This is a genomic window from Streptomyces crystallinus (assembly GCF_039521265.1).
GTDB lineage: Bacteria > Actinomycetota > Actinomycetes > Streptomycetales > Streptomycetaceae > Streptomyces > Streptomyces crystallinus.
Map to the genome: position 1 here is coordinate 46,127 of NZ_BAAACA010000006.1, position 14,243 is coordinate 60,369.

Here is a 14,243-nt window from a genome sequence, read left to right on the forward strand (position 1 = left end):
GTTATGCGGTCCGGTCGGGCGCGGGCTCCCCGTCGGCACCGGCGGTCCCCGGTCCCGGGGCGGTCGCGCCGCCGCCCAGCCGGTGCCGCTTGCGCCACGCCACGGCCGCCGCCCCCAGCCCCGACACCGCGATGAAGGCCATCGCGACCAGGAACACCGGTGAGGTCGGCGACGCGGCCCGGCTGCCCGCGACCACGTACGCCGCCGTGTTGGGCACTGAGCCGAGGCCCGTCGCCAGCAGGAACGGCAGCCAGCCCATCCGGGAGACGGCGGCGCAGTAGTTGGCCGCCGCGAACGGCACCCCGGGGAAGAGTCGGATCGCCATCATCGACCGGAACCCGTGCCGGCTGAGCTGGCCGTCGGCCGCCTTGAGCCAGCGGCCCCGCAGCAGCGGCCGCAGCGCGTCCTGGCCGAGCACCCGGCCGAGCCCGAACGAGATCCCGGCCCCGAGCACCGTGCCGGCCAGCGCGGACGGCAGCCCCGCCTGCGATCCGAAGATCGCGCCGGCGGCCAGGTTGAGCAGGGGGCGGGGTACGAAGGCGGCGGTGCACAGCCCGTACGCCACTGCGAACAGCACCACCGCGGCGCCGCCGCTCAGCCGGTGCGGCCAGCCGTCGGCGAGCAGCCGCTGCGGCTCCAGGAGCAGCACGGTCGTGGCGGCCGCCGCGAGCACCAGCACCAGCAGGGCGAGGCGCGACCAGGGCGAGAACAGGGCCCTGGTGCAGCGCACGGCGAGCCCGGCGGACGGGCGGGCGACGTCGTCGAGCATCCGGGGAGACTAACCGACGCGGGCATGTGATCGCCGTAACGGGCGTCGCGTTACGGCCGTATACGAGGTGAACAGCGCCCCTCGGGCCCCAAGAACCCCCTGGGTAGCGCCCAACTCCGCGCCACCGAAAACCATTCGACGCCCGCCCGGCGCCGGGGCATGATCGGCCACATGTTCCGGCACGCCTTCCCCGCAGCGCCGTCCGCAGTCGCGGACGCGCCGAAGGCTGCCCTGGTCGCAACGCCTGTCACCGTTGCCGCGGCGCTGCTCGACGGCGCTCGAAGCTGACCCTTCCCGGAGAGACCGGCGGACCCCGCAGGGGGAGGGTCGGCCGGACTCAGGGGTCCCACCTCCTCGCAGGGACACACAGGGACACAGCCATGCCCAAGACGGCGTACGTACGCACCAAGCCCCACCTCAACATCGGCACGATGGGCCATGTCGACCACGGCAAGACCACCTTGACCGCCGCCATCACCAAGGTCCTCGCCGCGCGCGGCACCGGCACCTTCGTGCCCTTCGACCGGATCGACCGGGCGCCGGAGGAGGCCGAGCGGGGCATCACCATCAACATCGCGCACGTCGAGTACGAGACCGACACCCGCCACTACGCCCACGTCGACATGCCCGGGCACGCCGACTACGTCAAGAACATGGTCACCGGCGCCGCCCAGCTGGACGGGGCGATCCTCGTCGTCTCCGCGCTCGACGGGATCATGCCGCAGACCGCCGAGCACGTGCTGCTCGCCCGCCAGGTGGGCGTCGACCACATCGTGGTGGCGCTCAACAAGGCCGACGCGGGTGAGGAGGAGCTGACCGACCTGGTCGAGCTGGAGGTCCGCGACCTGCTCTCGGCGCACGGGTACGGGGGCGACTCGGTGCCCGTCGTCCGGGTCTCCGGGCTGCGGGCGCTGGAGGGCGACCCGCGCTGGACGGCGGCGGTCGAGGCGCTGCTCGACGCCGTCGACACCTATGTGCCGATGCCGGTCCGCTACACGGACGCGCCGTTCCTGCTGCCGGTGGAGAACGTGCTGACCATCACCGGCCGCGGCACGGTCGTCACCGGCGCCGTCGAGCGCGGCACCGTCCGCGTGGGCGACCGGGTCGAGGTGCTCGGCGCGGGGGTGGAGACGGTGGTCACCGGCCTGGAGACGTTCGGCAAGCCGATGGAGTCCGCCGAGGCGGGGGACAACGTGGCGCTGCTGCTGCGCGGGGTGCCGCGCGGCGCGGTGCGGCGCGGCCAGGTGGTCGCGGCGCCCGGCAGCGTCACCCCGAGCCGGCGCTTCACCGCGCGGGTGTACGTCCTGTCGGCGCGCGAGGGCGGCCGGAGCACCCCGGTCACCACCGGCTACCGGCCGCAGTTCTACCTCCGCACCGCGGACGTGGTCGGTGACATCGACCTCGGCGAGAGGGGCGTGGCGCGGCCCGGCGACACGGTCACCATGACCGTCGAGCTGGGCCGGGACACCCCGCTGGAGCCCGGTCTCGGCTTCGCGATCCGCGAGGGCGGACGCACGGTCGGCGCCGGGACGGTCACCGGCCTGCTCTGACCGGCGCCCGAACGGCCCGCCGCCCCCGGCACCCCCGGGGGCGGCGGGTCCGGCGCGTTCCGTCACACTGCGGGCATGGGAGACACGGCACTGGTGCTCGGCGCGGGCGGGATCACCGGCGTGGGCTGGGAGATCGGCATGCTGTACGGGCTCGCCGAGGCGGGCGTCGACGTGACCGGCGCCGAGCTGGTCGTCGGCAGTTCGGCGGGCTCGGTGGTCGCCGCGCAGATCACCTCGGGGCGGATCGGGCTCTTGGAGCTGTACGAGCGTCAACTGGCCCGGCCGGACGGTGAGATCCCGGCCCAGTTCGGCCCGGCCGCCGTCTTCCGGTTCGCCCGCGCGGCGCTGACCTCCCGTACGCCCGAGGAGTACGGCAGAAAGCTGGGCCGGGTGGCGCTCGCCGGGGCCACGGGGTCGGAGGCGGCCCGGCGCGAGGTGATCGCCAAACGCCTCGTGACGCACGAGTGGCCCGCGCGGCGGCTGGACATCACGGCGGTCGCGGCGGACACCGGCGAGCTGCGGATCTTCGACGGGGACAGCGGGGTGGAGCTGGTGGACGCGGTCGCCGCGAGCTGTGCGGTGCCCGGGGTGTGGCCGGCCGTCACGGTGGAGGGGCGCCGGTGGATCGACGGGGGTGTGCACTCCCCGGCCAACGCGCAGCTCGCGGCCGGGTACGACCGGGTCCTGGTCCTCGCGCCGCTGGCACTCGGCGGCGGCCCACTGGACTCACCGCGCACCCAGGTGGCCAAGCTGGTGGCGGCGGGCGCCCGCGTCGAACTCATCACCCCCGACGCCGCGGCCCGCCGGTCCTTCGGCCGCAACTCCCTGGAACCGTCGCGCCGGGCCCCGGCGGCCCGTGCGGGCCGCACCCAGGCCGCCGCACACGCGGCGGCGGTGGCCGAACTCTGGAGGTAGTGGAGCGGACCCGCGGGGCGCCCCTTCGAGGGGCGCGGGGGACTGCGCGACCAGCCGGCGATGGCCCGCACCCGAGGACACCGCCCTCCCCGCGGGGCGGCCGGCGTCCCCCACAATGGGAGCGTGAACGAGCCCATACCCGTCAGCCGCGCAGTGGACCACGGCACCGCCAAGCTGATGCCCGACGTGGACCGGGAGCGGGCCTGGCTGCTCACCGTGAACGGCGCGCCGCAGTCCTACGTCGACCTCGACGACCCGACGTACATCGAGTTCGAGTACGCCCGCCGGCTCGCCCATGTCGTCGACTGCGCGGGAGAGCCGGGCGAACCGCTCGACGCGCTGCACCTCGGCGGCGGCGCCCTCACCCTGCCGCGCTATCTGGCGGCGACCCGCCCGGGCTCGCGCCAGGACGTGGTGGAGGCCGACCGGGGGCTGCTCACCCTGGTCACCGAGCATCTGCCGCTGCCCGACGCCGGCGGCATCCGGGTGCACGCGGCCGACGCCCGCGCCTGGGCCGAGGCGGCCCCGGCGGACTCGGCCGACCTGCTCCTCGCCGACGTCTTCGGCGGCTCCCGGGTGCCCGCGCATCTGACCTCGGTCGAGTACGCGCGGGTCGCCGAGCGGGTGCTGCGCCCCGGCGGGCTCTATGCGGCCAACCTGGCCGACGGCGCGCCCTTCGCGTTCCTGCGGCCCCAGCTGGCCACCTTCCGGGCGGTGTTCGACCAGGTCGCCCTGATCGCGGAGCCCTCGGTGCTGCGCGGGCGGCGGTTCGGCAACGTGGTGCTGCTCGCCTCGCAGGGGCCGCTGCCGCTGGCGCCGCTCGCCCGGCTGACCGCCGGGGACGCCTTTCCCGCCCGGGTCGAGCACGGCGACGCGCTGCGGCGGTTCACCGGGGACGCGGCGCCCGTACCGGACAGCGAGGCGCGGCCGTCACCCGAGCCCCCCGAGGGGGCGTTCGGCATCGGCTGAGACGGGAGCCGCGACGGGGGCCGCCGTCGCGCCCGCCACGGGCGCGGTGCGGCGCCGCAGGTTCCGTACGTCCGGGACCGTGAGCACCGCGGCCGTGAGGACCACGATCACCACCGCGCAGCCCCACAGCGCCGAGGTCCGCCCGACGGCGCTCTCGGCGGGGCCCGCCAGCGCGGTCGCGAGCGGCACCACGGCGAGCGAGCCCAGCCAGTCGTAGGCGGAGACCCGCGACAGCTTCTCCTCCGGTATCTCCTGGTGCATCGCGGTCATCCAGGAGACGCCGAACACCTCGATCGACACCCCGGTCAGGAACATCACCGCGACCAGCACCCCGATCGGTACCGGCACGGCGAGCGCGGCGGAGGGCAGGGCGAGCGGGAAGACGCAGAGCGAGCCCACGAACAGCAGCCGGCGCGGCTTCCAGCGCGTCATCACCAGCGCGCCGCCGACCGTGCCGGCGCCGAACGCGGCGAGGGCCAGGCCCCACGGCCCCGGCCCGCCCAGGTGGTCCCGGGCGACCAGCGGCCCGTACACCGCGTCGGCCGCCACCACCACGGCGTTGACGACCGAGAACTGCGCCACGATCGCCCACAGCCAGGGGCGGCCGGTGAACTCCCGCCAGCCGTCGCGCAGATCGGCGAGCATGCCGCCGCCGGGCTCGCGCGGCGGGAGGTGGGTGACGTCGATGAAGGCGCGCAGCGCGCCCGCGACGGCGAAGGCGGCCGCGTCGACCGCGAGCACCCAGCCGGGACCGACGGCGGCGATCAGGGCCCCGCCCAGCGCCGCGCCGCCGATGCCCGCGCCCTGCATGGCCATCCGGTAGAGCGCGAAGGCGCGTCCGGCCTCCTCGCCCTCCACGCTCGACATCAGCATGCCCTCGGAGGCGGGGCCGAAGAACGCCTGGCCCACCCCGCCCAGCGCGCTGAGCGCCAGCATCTGCCAGAGCGCGGGGGTGCCGGTCAGGACGAGGAGCGCGAAGGCGCCCTGGGAGAGGAAGTTGAGGGTGTTGGCGGCGACCATGACCCGGTGCCGGGGTATGCGGTCCGCCAACGCGCCGCCGACGAGCAGGAAGAGGACCAGCGGCACCGTGCGGGCCGCCGCCACCAGACCCACGTCGCCGCCGTCGCCGCCCGACTGGAGCACCGCGAACGCCGAGGCGATGAGCGCTCCCTGGCTGCCCAGGTTGGTCACGATCGCGGCGGCGGTGAGCAGCTGGTAGTTGCGGCCCGCCCAGGCGGGGCGGCGGAGACGGGAAGCGGCGGCGGCAGAGGTCACCTGTGGACTATCGCCGCCGCCGCCTCGAAGTGCCAAACCGGTCGCCGTGCCGTACGCGGTGCCGGGGGTGTCACCGCGTACGGACGGAGGGTCAGCCGGTGGGCGCGCCGGCGAGCCGGACCGTGCTGAGGATCTTCTGGATGGTCGCCTCGTCGACCGCGCCGCTGACGCCGGTGGCCGAGTAGAGGCTCCAGGCCACGAAGTCGCCCTTGGCGTTCTTGAACCCGAAGGTGATCGCCTGGCCGTCGGTGTCGCACTTGCTGGTCTTCTTGACCCCGGTCGCCGAGGCCCGGGCGACGCTGCCCGTGATGCCCGCCTTGGTGGTGTACGGGACCGGCTTGGTGGTCTTGATGATGTTCTTGTCCGGCTGGGTGTACGCGCCGTAGACCCACCACGGCACCTGGTTCCCGGCCACCTCGTCGGTGTTCTTGGCGCCGTTGGCGCCCTTGGTGCCGGCGCCCGCGAGCTCGGTGTCCTCGGTGTTGCCGTCGTGGTTGGAGTCCTCGGTGCACCACTTGGGCTTGTAGTACGCGGGCGCCGACTGCATGATGATCGGCTTCCCGGTCGGGTTGGCGTGGTCCTCGAAGCCGCCGGCCCAGCTCGGGCCCTTGAACTCCCAGTCCGAGGGGACGTCGAAGGCCGTGCCCCACTTGGGGTTCACGATGACCTTCCAGCCCTCGATGGTCGGCTTCATCTCCTCGGTGGAGCCGCCGCGCGGGTTGGGCTGGGCGGAGGGCGAGGAGTCCTGCGCCGGAGCCGAGGAGGAGCTCTTGGACGGCTTGCTGTCGGCCTTGTCGTCCTTCTTGCCGTCGTCCTTCATCACCACGACGCCGGTGACGACCGCCGCCACCACGACCGCGGTCGCCGCGACGATGGCGATCAGGGTCGTCTTCTTCTTGCCGCCGTCGTCGTTCTGCGGCGGCATCGGCGGTCCGGGCGGGGCTCCCACCGGGTACTGCGGCACGGTGGGCTGCTGGTACGGGTTGGGCTGCTGCGGGTAGCCGTATCCCGGCTGCTGGTAGCCGCCGACCGCGGGCTGGGCCGGCTGTGTCGGCTGCTGGTACGGGTTGGGTGCCTGGTACCCCGGCTGCTGGTACGGGTTCTGGTTAGGGTCCTGCGGATTCTGCTCGCCCCCGGGCGGCTGCTGTCCTTGCCACATGGCGAGTAACCATAGAGGGGACGGGTGGCCCCTCCAACGTCCGCCCCTGTGAGGGGATGGTCAAGGTCTACTACTCGCGGGTAACATCCGATGCCATGAGCGCTGATCAGATGTCCGTCGGCGAGATGCTCGCCGCGACCGTTCCCATGGCCAGGACCCTCAAGCTGGAGTTCCTGGAGACCACCCCCGAGCGGGCCGTGGTGCGGTTGCCCGACCAGGCCGACTACCACAACCACCTGGGCGGACCGCACGCCGGCGCGATGTTCACGCTCGCCGAGTCCGCCAGTGGCGCCATCGTGATCGCCGCCTTCGGCGACCAGATGGGCCGTGCCGTGCCGCTGGCCGTGAAGGCGGAGATCGGCTACAAGAAGCTCGCCATGGGCGTGGTCACCGCCACCGCCACGCTGGGCCGCCCGATCGCCGACGTCGTCGCGGAGCTGGACGCGGGGGAGCGACCCGAGTTCCCGGTGGCCATCGAGATCGCCCGCGAGGACGGCGCCGTCACCGGCGAGATGACCGTCGTCTGGACCCTGCGCCCCAACAGCTGATCCACGCGGTTCCCGAGCGTTCCGGCCCCGAGTGCACCGCACTCGGGGCCGGATCTGTTTCTTGTTCAACTTATTGACTCCGCTGCGGGCCGGTCCTAGCTTTCTCGGGCAACACGTCCTTCCTGACGAGGCGTCAACCGGGCTCTGGCGCATGGTGTGTTCAGAAGCCGAAGCACGTCCTGCCGTTTGCACGTGTCACCTCGCCGTGCCCGCACCAAAGGAGTGACGGTCATGTCCGACACCGTTCCCCGCAGGTCCGCCCTGTGGCTGCTCGGCGGCGCCGTCACGGTCGCCGCCGCCGCGACCGGCTGGAGTGCCCGGCCCGCCGGAGCCGCCCGCCGCCCGCCCGCCGTGACCGGCCCCGCCAGCCCGCGGGTCGAGTCGCTGATCCGCCGCCTCACCCTCGACGAGAAGCTGTCCCTGCTGCACGGCGCCGACGACCCGGACAGCCTCGGCCAGGCCGGCTACGTCCCCGGTGTGCCCCGCCTAGGCATCCCGCCGCTGCGCCTCGCGGACGGCCCCGCCGGGGTCCGGGTCACCGCGCGCGCCACCGCACTGCCCGCCCCGGTGCTGCTCGCCTCCGCCTTCGACCCCGCGCTCGCCCGGGAGTACGGGGAGGTCATCGGCCGCGAGGGACGCGCGCTCGGCCAGGACGTGCTGCTCTCGCCCATGGTCAACCTCATCCGCACCCCCTACGCGGGCCGCAACTTCGAGACCTTCTCCGAGGACCCGCTGCTCTCGGCCGACCTCGTCGCCGAGGAGGTGAGCGGCATCCAGGCCCAGGGCCTGATCGCCACGGTCAAGCACTTCGCCCTGAACAACCAGGAGAAGGACCGGATGTCCATCGACGTCCGGGCCGACGAGCAGACCCTGCACGAGACGGAGCTGCGCGGCTTCGAGGCGGCGGTCGCCGCCCGCGTCGGCGCTGTCATGGGTGCGTACAACAAGGTCGACGGCACCTTCGCCTGCGAGAGCGCGGACCTGCTCACCGGGGTGCTGCGACAGGGCTGGGGCTTCGACGGCTGGGTGATGACCGACTGGTTCGCCGCCCACTCCACGGCCGCCTCGATCCGTGCCGGGCTCGACATGGAGATGCCGGGCGGCACCTACTACGGCGACGCCCTGCGGGACGCGGTGCGCGGGGGCGGTGTGGAACGGTCGCTCGTGGACTGGTCGGTGCGCCGGGTGCTGACCGTCATGGAGCGCTTCGGGCTGCTCGACGGCAGCGCTCCGGCCCGACCCGTACGCGACCCGGAGGCCGGGGCCCGTACCGCCCTGAAGGTCGCCAAGGCCGGGGCCACCCTGCTGCGCAACGAGCGCCGGGCCCTGCCGCTCACCGGCGCCGCCGCCCGCTCCCTCGCGGTGATCGGCCCGACCGGCTCGCTCCCCTTCGTGAGCGGCGGCGGCAGCGCCCATGTGGTGCCGGACCGGGCCGAGAGCCCGCTGGACGCCATCAGGAAGCGCGCGGGCGACGGGGCGCGGGTGCGCCACGCGCTGGGCGAGGACCTGTTCGGCCGGGCCCTGCCCACCGGAGCCGTCTCGCCCGGCGCCGACTTCGAGGGGCAGCGCGTCGACGCGGGCGCCACCTGGACGTACGACGGCACCCTCACCGTCGACGAGGCCGACGAGTGGACCCTGGTGATCCACTACTCCGGGCGCGAGCGGCCGGTCGTCCTGCTCGACGGCACCGAGCTCTTCCCGCTCGCCCCGGGCTACGGCGAGTACTTCGCGGGCGGCCTGGTCAGCGCCGCCCCCGACGGACTCGCCGTGCGCCGGGCCACCCTGAGGCTCGCCGCCGGGCCGCACACCCTGAGGATCACCGCGAAGGGCGGCGCCGACGGGCAGCTGTTCCGGCTGCGCCGGATCACCGGGGCGACCCGCGCGGCCGACGTCGCCGAGGCCGTGCGGGTGGCGCGGGCCGCCGAGAGCGTGATCCTCTTCGCCTACGAGGACGCCACCGAGGGCGCCGACCGCACCACCCTGGCCCTGCCCGGCCACCAGAACGCGCTGATCGAGGCGGTCACCGCCGCCAACTCCCGTACCACCGTGGTCCTCAACACCTCCTCCAGCACCACCATGCCCTGGCTGGAGCGGACCGCCGCGGTGCTCCAGATGTACTACCCCGGCCAGGAGGGCGCGGCGGCCACGGCCGCGGTGCTCTTCGGCGACTGCGACCCGGGCGGGCGGCTCACCCAGTCCTTCCCGGTCTCCGACGAGCGCCACCCGGTGGCGGGCGACCCGCGCCGCTACCCGGGCGCCGACGGCGTCGAGGAGTACAGCGAGGGCATCCACCTCGGCTACCGCTGGTACGACGCGGCGGGCGTCGCACCCCTCTTCCCCTTCGGCCACGGGCTGTCGTACACGTCCTTCGGCTACGAGGACCTCGCCGTGCGCACCGAGCACGGCGGGCTCTCGGTGTCCTTCACCGTCCGCAACACCGGCCACCGCACCGGCACCACGGTCGCGCAGGTCTACATCGGCCCCGCGCCTCACCTGCGCCTCGACCAGGCCGAACGCGCGCTCGCGGGCTACCGGCGCCTGGAGCTGCGCCCGGGCGCGTCGCGCCGGGTCACCGTGACGCTCCTGGCCCACGCGCTCTCGTCCTGGGACCCGACCCGGCACGGCTGGGTCCTGGGCACCGGCCGCCGCCGGGTGGAGGTGGGCGCCTCCGCGCGCGACATCCGGCTCACCGGCCACGGGGAGGTCCGGCGGTGAACCGGGGCGGGACAGACGGACAAGCCGTCGCGGCGGGCTGAGCGGGTAGGCTTCCCGGCGTGCGCCAAGGGGGGCGCACGCCGGGCGTCGGCCCGTCGCGATCGGGAGGAAACGGGCGTTGCACATCCAGGAGTGGCTGGAGAACATCCCCGCCGTCAGTGTCTACCTCCTGGTGGGGCTGGTCATCGGTTTGGAGAGCCTCGGCATCCCGCTGCCGGGCGAGATCGTCCTCGTCAGCTCCGCGCTGCTGGCGTCCCAGCAGGGCCACATCAACCCGGTGATCCTCGGCGCCGCCGCCGTGGTGGGCGCGGTCGTCGGTGACTCGATCGGCTACGCGATCGGCCGCAAGGGCGGCAGGGGGCTGCTGGCCTGGCTCGGCGCCAAGTTCCCCAAGCACTTCAGCGCGGGCCATGTCGCCATGGCCGAGAAGTCCTTCCAGAAGTGGGGCATGTGGGCGGTCTTCTTCGGCCGCTTCATCGCGCTGCTGCGCATCTTCGCGGGCCCGCTCGCCGGTGTGCTGCACATGCCGTACTGGAAGTTCCTCATCGCCAACGTGCTCGGCGGCATCTGCTGGGCGGGCGGCACGACGGCCGCGATCTACTACATCGGCGTGGTCGCCGAGTCGTGGCTGAAGAACTTCTCGTACGTGGGTCTGGGCCTGGCGGCCGTGCTGGGCGTGGTCTCGATGCTGGTCGTCAAGAACCGCGCGAAGAAGGCGTCGGCGGAGATGGAGGCGGCCGCCCCGGCGGCGGCCGAGAACGTGCCCGCCGCGGAGTGAGCCCGGCCGCCCGACGCGTGCACCGCCGGCTCACGGCGTGGGCCGCGAGTCTGATCAGCCCCTGAGGATCCTGGTCAGCGCCCGGCCGAAGACCAGCCGTCCGGCCCGGGCCGTCACCGGGTCGAGCAGGTGCGGCAGCCGCCACACCCGCAGGTCCTCGCGCCACACCAGCAGCGCCCCGGTGCCCTCGGGCCCGGGGCGCACCTCCATCTCGGCCCAGCCGGTCACCACCCGCCCGCGCTTCTCCAGCCGGCAGCGCCCGGTCCCTTCCCCCTCGGGCGGCTGCCACTCCACGACCTCCATCGGGTCGTCGAACGCGAGGCGCCCGACGCCCGTACGGGCCACGAAGACCGTGCCGACGCCGGTGGGCGGGGGAGTGCTGACGGTGATCCGGGTCAGGGGCACGCTTCCCGTGTGGCGCGGCCAATCGGTGAGCCGCAGCCAGACCTCGGCGGGACCCGCCTGCGTACGCCGGTCGATCCGGAAGAGTGCCATCCGCTGATCGTACGGGCCACCCGGGCGTACGTCCTCGCGGTCCGTCGCCTACCGTGCCCCTGGGTGCGACGAGAACCGTACGAAGGAGTGGCGCATGGCGGAGCAGGCGTTGGTCGTGGGTGTGGGCGGGAAGAAGCCGCAGGTCGACCCGGCGGCATTCACCGCGCCCACGGCCGTGGTGCTCGGCGAGGTGACCCTGGCCGCGGGGGCGAGCGTCTGGTACCACACGGTGCTGCGGGCCGACTGCGGCCCGATCGTGCTCGGCGCCGACAGCAACATCCAGGACAACTGCACGGTGCACGTGGACCCCGGCTTCCCGGTGACCGTGGGCGAGCGCGTCTCGGTCGGGCACAACGCGGTGCTGCACGGCTGCACCGTCGAGGACGACGTGCTCATCGGCATGGGCGCGACCGTCCTCAACGGGGCCGTGATCGGGGCCGGTTCGCTGGTCGCCGCGCAGGCGCTGGTGCCGCAGGGCATGGTCGTTCCGCCCGGCTCGCTGGTCGCGGGCGTGCCCGCCAAGGTCCGGCGCGAGCTCTCGGCCGAGGAGCGCGAGGGCATCAAGGTCAACGCGCTGATGTATCTGGGCCTGGCCAGGGACCACCGCGAGGCGCACGGCGGCTGAGCGGTTGGGGCGGGACCCGGCCTGAGCCAAAGATCACAGGTCTCCGCGCTGACCAGCGGAGTCGGCGGTGAGTACCGTGTGCGGGTGCCGAAGAACAGAAACACGTTCTCCTCGCTGACCGCCTGGCGGCGCCGACTGGCCGCGGGCGCGGTCCAGCGCGGCTGGCAGTGGGTGCAGCAGGCGGGGGCGATCACCGCCGAGCACCCCGGGCGGCTGCGGTTCCGCCGGATCGGCGCCGGCACCCGGCTCGCGTTCCCGCAGGGCACGGTCTTCGGCGAGCCGTGGATCGAGCTCGGCGATCACTGCATCATCGGCGAGCAGGTCACACTGACGGCCGGGATGATGCCGGGCCTCGACCTCGGCGCCGAGCCGATCCTCACCCTCGGGGACGGCGTGGTGCTCGGCCGGGGCAGCCATGTCATCGCGGACACCACGGTGGCCATCGGCTCGAACACCTACTGCGGCCCGTACGTGTACATCACCTCCACCAACCACAGCTACGACGACCCCCACCAGCCCGTGGGCAAGCAGTGGCCCCGGATGGAGCCGGTGGAGATCGGGCCGGGCTGCTGGCTCGGCACCGGCGCCGTCGTCCTGCCGGGCGCCCGGCTCGGCCGCAACGTGGTCGTGGCGGCGGGCGCCGTGGTCCGGGGCGAGGTGCCCGACCACGCCGTGGTGGCCGGGGCGCCCGCCCGGGTGGTACGGACGTGGGACCGCGAGAACGGCTGGCAGCCGCCGCTGCGCACGCCGGCCCCGGTGCCGATCCCCGAAGGGGTCACTCCGGAACAGCTGCTCGCCGTCGCGGAGTTGGCGGCGGACGAGGCCTAGGGCCTGTCGTCGTATGCGCGCGGGCGGTCAGCCCGTGGCCAGCAGCAGTGTGCCCAGCAGGGCGATGCCCGCGCCCGCCGCCTGCACCCCGCGCAGCCGTTCCTTGAGTACGCCCCGGGCCGCCAGCGCCGTCACCACCGGGTAGAGCGAGGCGAGCACGGCCGCGACGGTCACCGGGCCCTGCTGGGCGGCGATCGCATAGGTGCCGTTGGCGGCCACGTCGGCCAGGCCCACGAAGGCGAGCGCGGGCAGCGCGGCGCGCACCACGCCCGCCCCGCCCTGCGGCAGCGCGGCCGCGCCGCGCTTCACCGACACGTACAGCGCCGTACCGCCGACGGCGACGTTGGTGACGCGCTGGACGAACAGCGCCAGGAACAGACCGGTGACCGTGGTCGACGCCTGCGAGATCAGCGCCATCACCGCGCCGAAGCCGAACGCCGCGAGCAGGGTGAGCACGATCGCCTGACGCCGGACCGGCGCGCCCCGGAACTCCGGGCCGCCCGCCATGAGGATGCCGAGCACGGCCACGGCGATCCCGGCGAACTGGAGCACTCCGGGCCGCTCGCCCAGGACCAGGCCGACGCCCACCGGCACGGCCACGCCGAGCGAGCCGAGCGGCGAGACCACGCCCATCGGGCCGAGCGCCAGCGCCTTGTAGAAGCTCAGCATCGCGACCGGGCCGACCGCGCCCGCCGCCACCGCGAACCAGAGCCCGGGCCCCGCCTCGTGCCAGCCCCCGGTGGCCACCACGACCGCGCCGAGGACGGCCACGGCGATGGTCTGCGAGACGACGACCACGGTCAGCGCGGGGACGCGCCGGGTGAGCAGCCCGCCGCCGAAGTCGGCCAGCCCCCACAGCAGGCTGGTGGCCAGGGCGAAGAGTGCCGTCATCAGAGTGCCTCGCAGTACAGTGCGGTGAACGGTTCGGTGCACCGGACCGTAGTTCACTATATTAAACTTGTCATCCAAAATATTAGCCTGCCGCCCTGGGTGGCCCCCATCATGGACGGAATGTGTCGGACCTCGATCTGCTGACCCAGTCCCTGGCCCGCAACGTCAAGCGCTGGCGCACCGAGCGCGGTTTCACCCTGGACGCGCTCGCCTCCCGCGCGGCGGTCAGCCGCGGCATGCTCATCCAGATCGAGCAGGCCAGGACCAACCCCAGCGTCGGCACCGTGGTGAAGATCGCCGACGCGCTCGGCGTGAGCATCACCACCCTGCTCGACTACGAGAGCGGCCCCAGCGTGCGGATCGTGCCGCCGGACCAGGCCGTCCGCCTCTGGTCCACCGAGCGCGGCAGCTCCAGCACCCTGCTCGCGGGCACCGAGGCCCCGGGGCCGCTGGAGATGTGGCGCTGGCATCTGATGCCCGGCGACGGCAGCTCCTCCGACCCGCACCCGGCGGGCACACACGAGCTCATCCATGTCACCGCGGGCACCCTGACGCTCGTCGTGGACGGCGCCGAACACCCCGTCCCGGCGGGCCACTCGGTCTCCTTCGAGGCCAGTACGAGCCACACCTACCGCAACGACGGCACCGAGCCGGTGGAGATGACCATGGCCATCTCGGTCCCGTTCGAGCGCTGAGAGCCTCGTCGGGGGCGGGTGGTGCCGCGGG

Annotated in this window: 14 protein-coding genes; 9 read left to right on the forward strand and 5 right to left on the reverse strand. The window is 74.0% G+C overall.

Annotated features, from left to right (window positions below):
* Position 1: 1 nt before the first annotated feature.
* Complete coding sequence (locus ABD236_RS04125; RefSeq protein WP_344070208.1) at positions 2-769, reverse strand: TVP38/TMEM64 family protein; 768 nt, start codon at positions 767-769, stop codon at positions 2-4.
* 380 nt (positions 770-1,149) lie between these two features.
* Here ABD236_RS04125 and tuf point away from each other — a divergent pair, with 380 nt between their 5' ends.
* The 3 genes from tuf to ABD236_RS04140 all read left to right on the forward strand — a co-directional run bounded on the left by tuf (position 1,150) and on the right by ABD236_RS04140 (position 4,203).
* Positions 1,150-2,319, forward strand: coding sequence for an elongation factor Tu (gene tuf / locus ABD236_RS04130; protein WP_344070210.1), 1,170 nt, complete (start codon positions 1,150-1,152; stop codon positions 2,317-2,319).
* 75 nt (positions 2,320-2,394) lie between these two features.
* Positions 2,395-3,234 (forward strand): patatin-like phospholipase family protein, encoded by an 840-nt coding sequence (locus ABD236_RS04135; protein ID WP_344070212.1) that lies wholly within the window; start codon positions 2,395-2,397, stop codon positions 3,232-3,234.
* Positions 3,235-3,357: 123 nt separating this feature from the next.
* Positions 3,358-4,203: a spermidine synthase gene (locus tag ABD236_RS04140; RefSeq protein ID WP_344070214.1), complete on the forward strand. Its 846-nt coding sequence runs from the start codon at positions 3,358-3,360 to the stop codon at positions 4,201-4,203.
* Here ABD236_RS04140 and ABD236_RS04145 read toward each other — a convergent pair.
* Both ABD236_RS04145 and ABD236_RS04150 read right to left on the reverse strand, forming a co-directional pair.
* Positions 4,165-5,478, reverse strand: a complete 1,314-nt coding sequence (locus ABD236_RS04145; protein WP_344070216.1) for an MFS transporter — start codon at positions 5,476-5,478, stop codon at positions 4,165-4,167. The genes ABD236_RS04140 and ABD236_RS04145 overlap by 39 nt on opposite strands.
* 91 nt (positions 5,479-5,569) lie before the next feature.
* Positions 5,570-6,637 carry a DUF8017 domain-containing protein gene (locus tag ABD236_RS04150; RefSeq protein ID WP_344070218.1) on the reverse strand — a complete coding sequence of 356 codons (1,068 nt, stop codon included), beginning with the start codon at positions 6,635-6,637 and terminating at the stop codon, positions 5,570-5,572.
* 110 nt (positions 6,638-6,747) lie between these two features.
* On the opposite strand from ABD236_RS04150, the gene ABD236_RS04155 reads away from it, so the two are divergent.
* From ABD236_RS04155 to ABD236_RS04165, 3 genes are all read left to right on the forward strand, one after another.
* Positions 6,748-7,185: a DUF4442 domain-containing protein gene (locus ABD236_RS04155; RefSeq protein ID WP_344071186.1), complete on the forward strand. Its 438-nt coding sequence runs from the start codon at positions 6,748-6,750 to the stop codon at positions 7,183-7,185.
* Positions 7,186-7,416: 231 nt separating this feature from the next.
* A complete protein-coding gene (locus ABD236_RS04160) occupies positions 7,417-9,900 on the forward strand; it encodes a beta-glucosidase family protein (protein ID WP_344070220.1) in 2,484 nt (827 codons plus the stop codon).
* Between the two features lie 118 nt (positions 9,901-10,018).
* Positions 10,019-10,678, forward strand: a complete 660-nt coding sequence (locus ABD236_RS04165) for a DedA family protein (RefSeq protein ID WP_344070222.1) — start codon at positions 10,019-10,021, stop codon at positions 10,676-10,678.
* Between the two features lie 54 nt (positions 10,679-10,732).
* Here the strand turns inward: ABD236_RS04165 and ABD236_RS04170 are convergent, their stop codons facing one another.
* Positions 10,733-11,173 carry an SRPBCC family protein gene (locus ABD236_RS04170; RefSeq protein WP_344070224.1) on the reverse strand — a complete coding sequence of 147 codons (441 nt, stop codon included), beginning with the start codon at positions 11,171-11,173 and terminating at the stop codon, positions 10,733-10,735.
* 94 nt (positions 11,174-11,267) lie between these two features.
* Between ABD236_RS04170 and ABD236_RS04175 the strand changes: the two genes are divergently transcribed.
* Both ABD236_RS04175 and ABD236_RS04180 read left to right on the forward strand, forming a co-directional pair.
* Positions 11,268-11,798 carry a gamma carbonic anhydrase family protein gene (locus ABD236_RS04175; protein ID WP_344070226.1) on the forward strand — a complete coding sequence of 177 codons (531 nt, stop codon included), beginning with the start codon at positions 11,268-11,270 and terminating at the stop codon, positions 11,796-11,798.
* An 84-nt stretch (positions 11,799-11,882) separates the two neighbouring features.
* Entirely contained in the window at positions 11,883-12,626 is a 744-nt protein-coding gene (locus ABD236_RS04180) for an acyltransferase (RefSeq protein WP_344070228.1), read from the forward strand.
* Between the two features lie 27 nt (positions 12,627-12,653).
* Here the strand turns inward: ABD236_RS04180 and ABD236_RS04185 are convergent, their stop codons facing one another.
* Positions 12,654-13,517 (reverse strand): EamA family transporter, encoded by an 864-nt coding sequence (locus ABD236_RS04185; protein WP_344070230.1) that lies wholly within the window; start codon positions 13,515-13,517, stop codon positions 12,654-12,656.
* Between the two features lie 122 nt (positions 13,518-13,639).
* Here ABD236_RS04185 and ABD236_RS04190 point away from each other — a divergent pair, with 122 nt between their 5' ends.
* Complete coding sequence (locus ABD236_RS04190; RefSeq protein WP_344070232.1) at positions 13,640-14,212, forward strand: helix-turn-helix domain-containing protein; 573 nt, start codon at positions 13,640-13,642, stop codon at positions 14,210-14,212.
* Positions 14,213-14,243: the final 31 nt, after the last annotated feature.

Coding starts and splice junctions, on each gene's coding strand:
- ABD236_RS04170 (WP_344070224.1), bottom strand. CDS start 11,173: ATGGCACTCTTCCGGATCGACCGGCGTACGCAGGCGGGTCCCGCCGAG.
- ABD236_RS04155 (WP_344071186.1), top strand. CDS start 6,748: ATGTCCGTCGGCGAGATGCTCGCCGCGACCGTTCCCATGGCCAGGACC.
- ABD236_RS04135 (WP_344070212.1), top strand. CDS start 2,395: ATGGGAGACACGGCACTGGTGCTCGGCGCGGGCGGGATCACCGGCGTG.
- ABD236_RS04185 (WP_344070230.1), bottom strand. CDS start 13,517: ATGACGGCACTCTTCGCCCTGGCCACCAGCCTGCTGTGGGGGCTGGCC.
- tuf (WP_344070210.1), top strand. CDS start 1,150: ATGCCCAAGACGGCGTACGTACGCACCAAGCCCCACCTCAACATCGGC.
- ABD236_RS04150 (WP_344070218.1), bottom strand. CDS start 6,637: ATGTGGCAAGGACAGCAGCCGCCCGGGGGCGAGCAGAATCCGCAGGAC.
- ABD236_RS04125 (WP_344070208.1), bottom strand. CDS start 769: ATGCTCGACGACGTCGCCCGCCCGTCCGCCGGGCTCGCCGTGCGCTGC.
- ABD236_RS04160 (WP_344070220.1), top strand. CDS start 7,417: ATGTCCGACACCGTTCCCCGCAGGTCCGCCCTGTGGCTGCTCGGCGGC.
- ABD236_RS04175 (WP_344070226.1), top strand. CDS start 11,268: ATGGCGGAGCAGGCGTTGGTCGTGGGTGTGGGCGGGAAGAAGCCGCAG.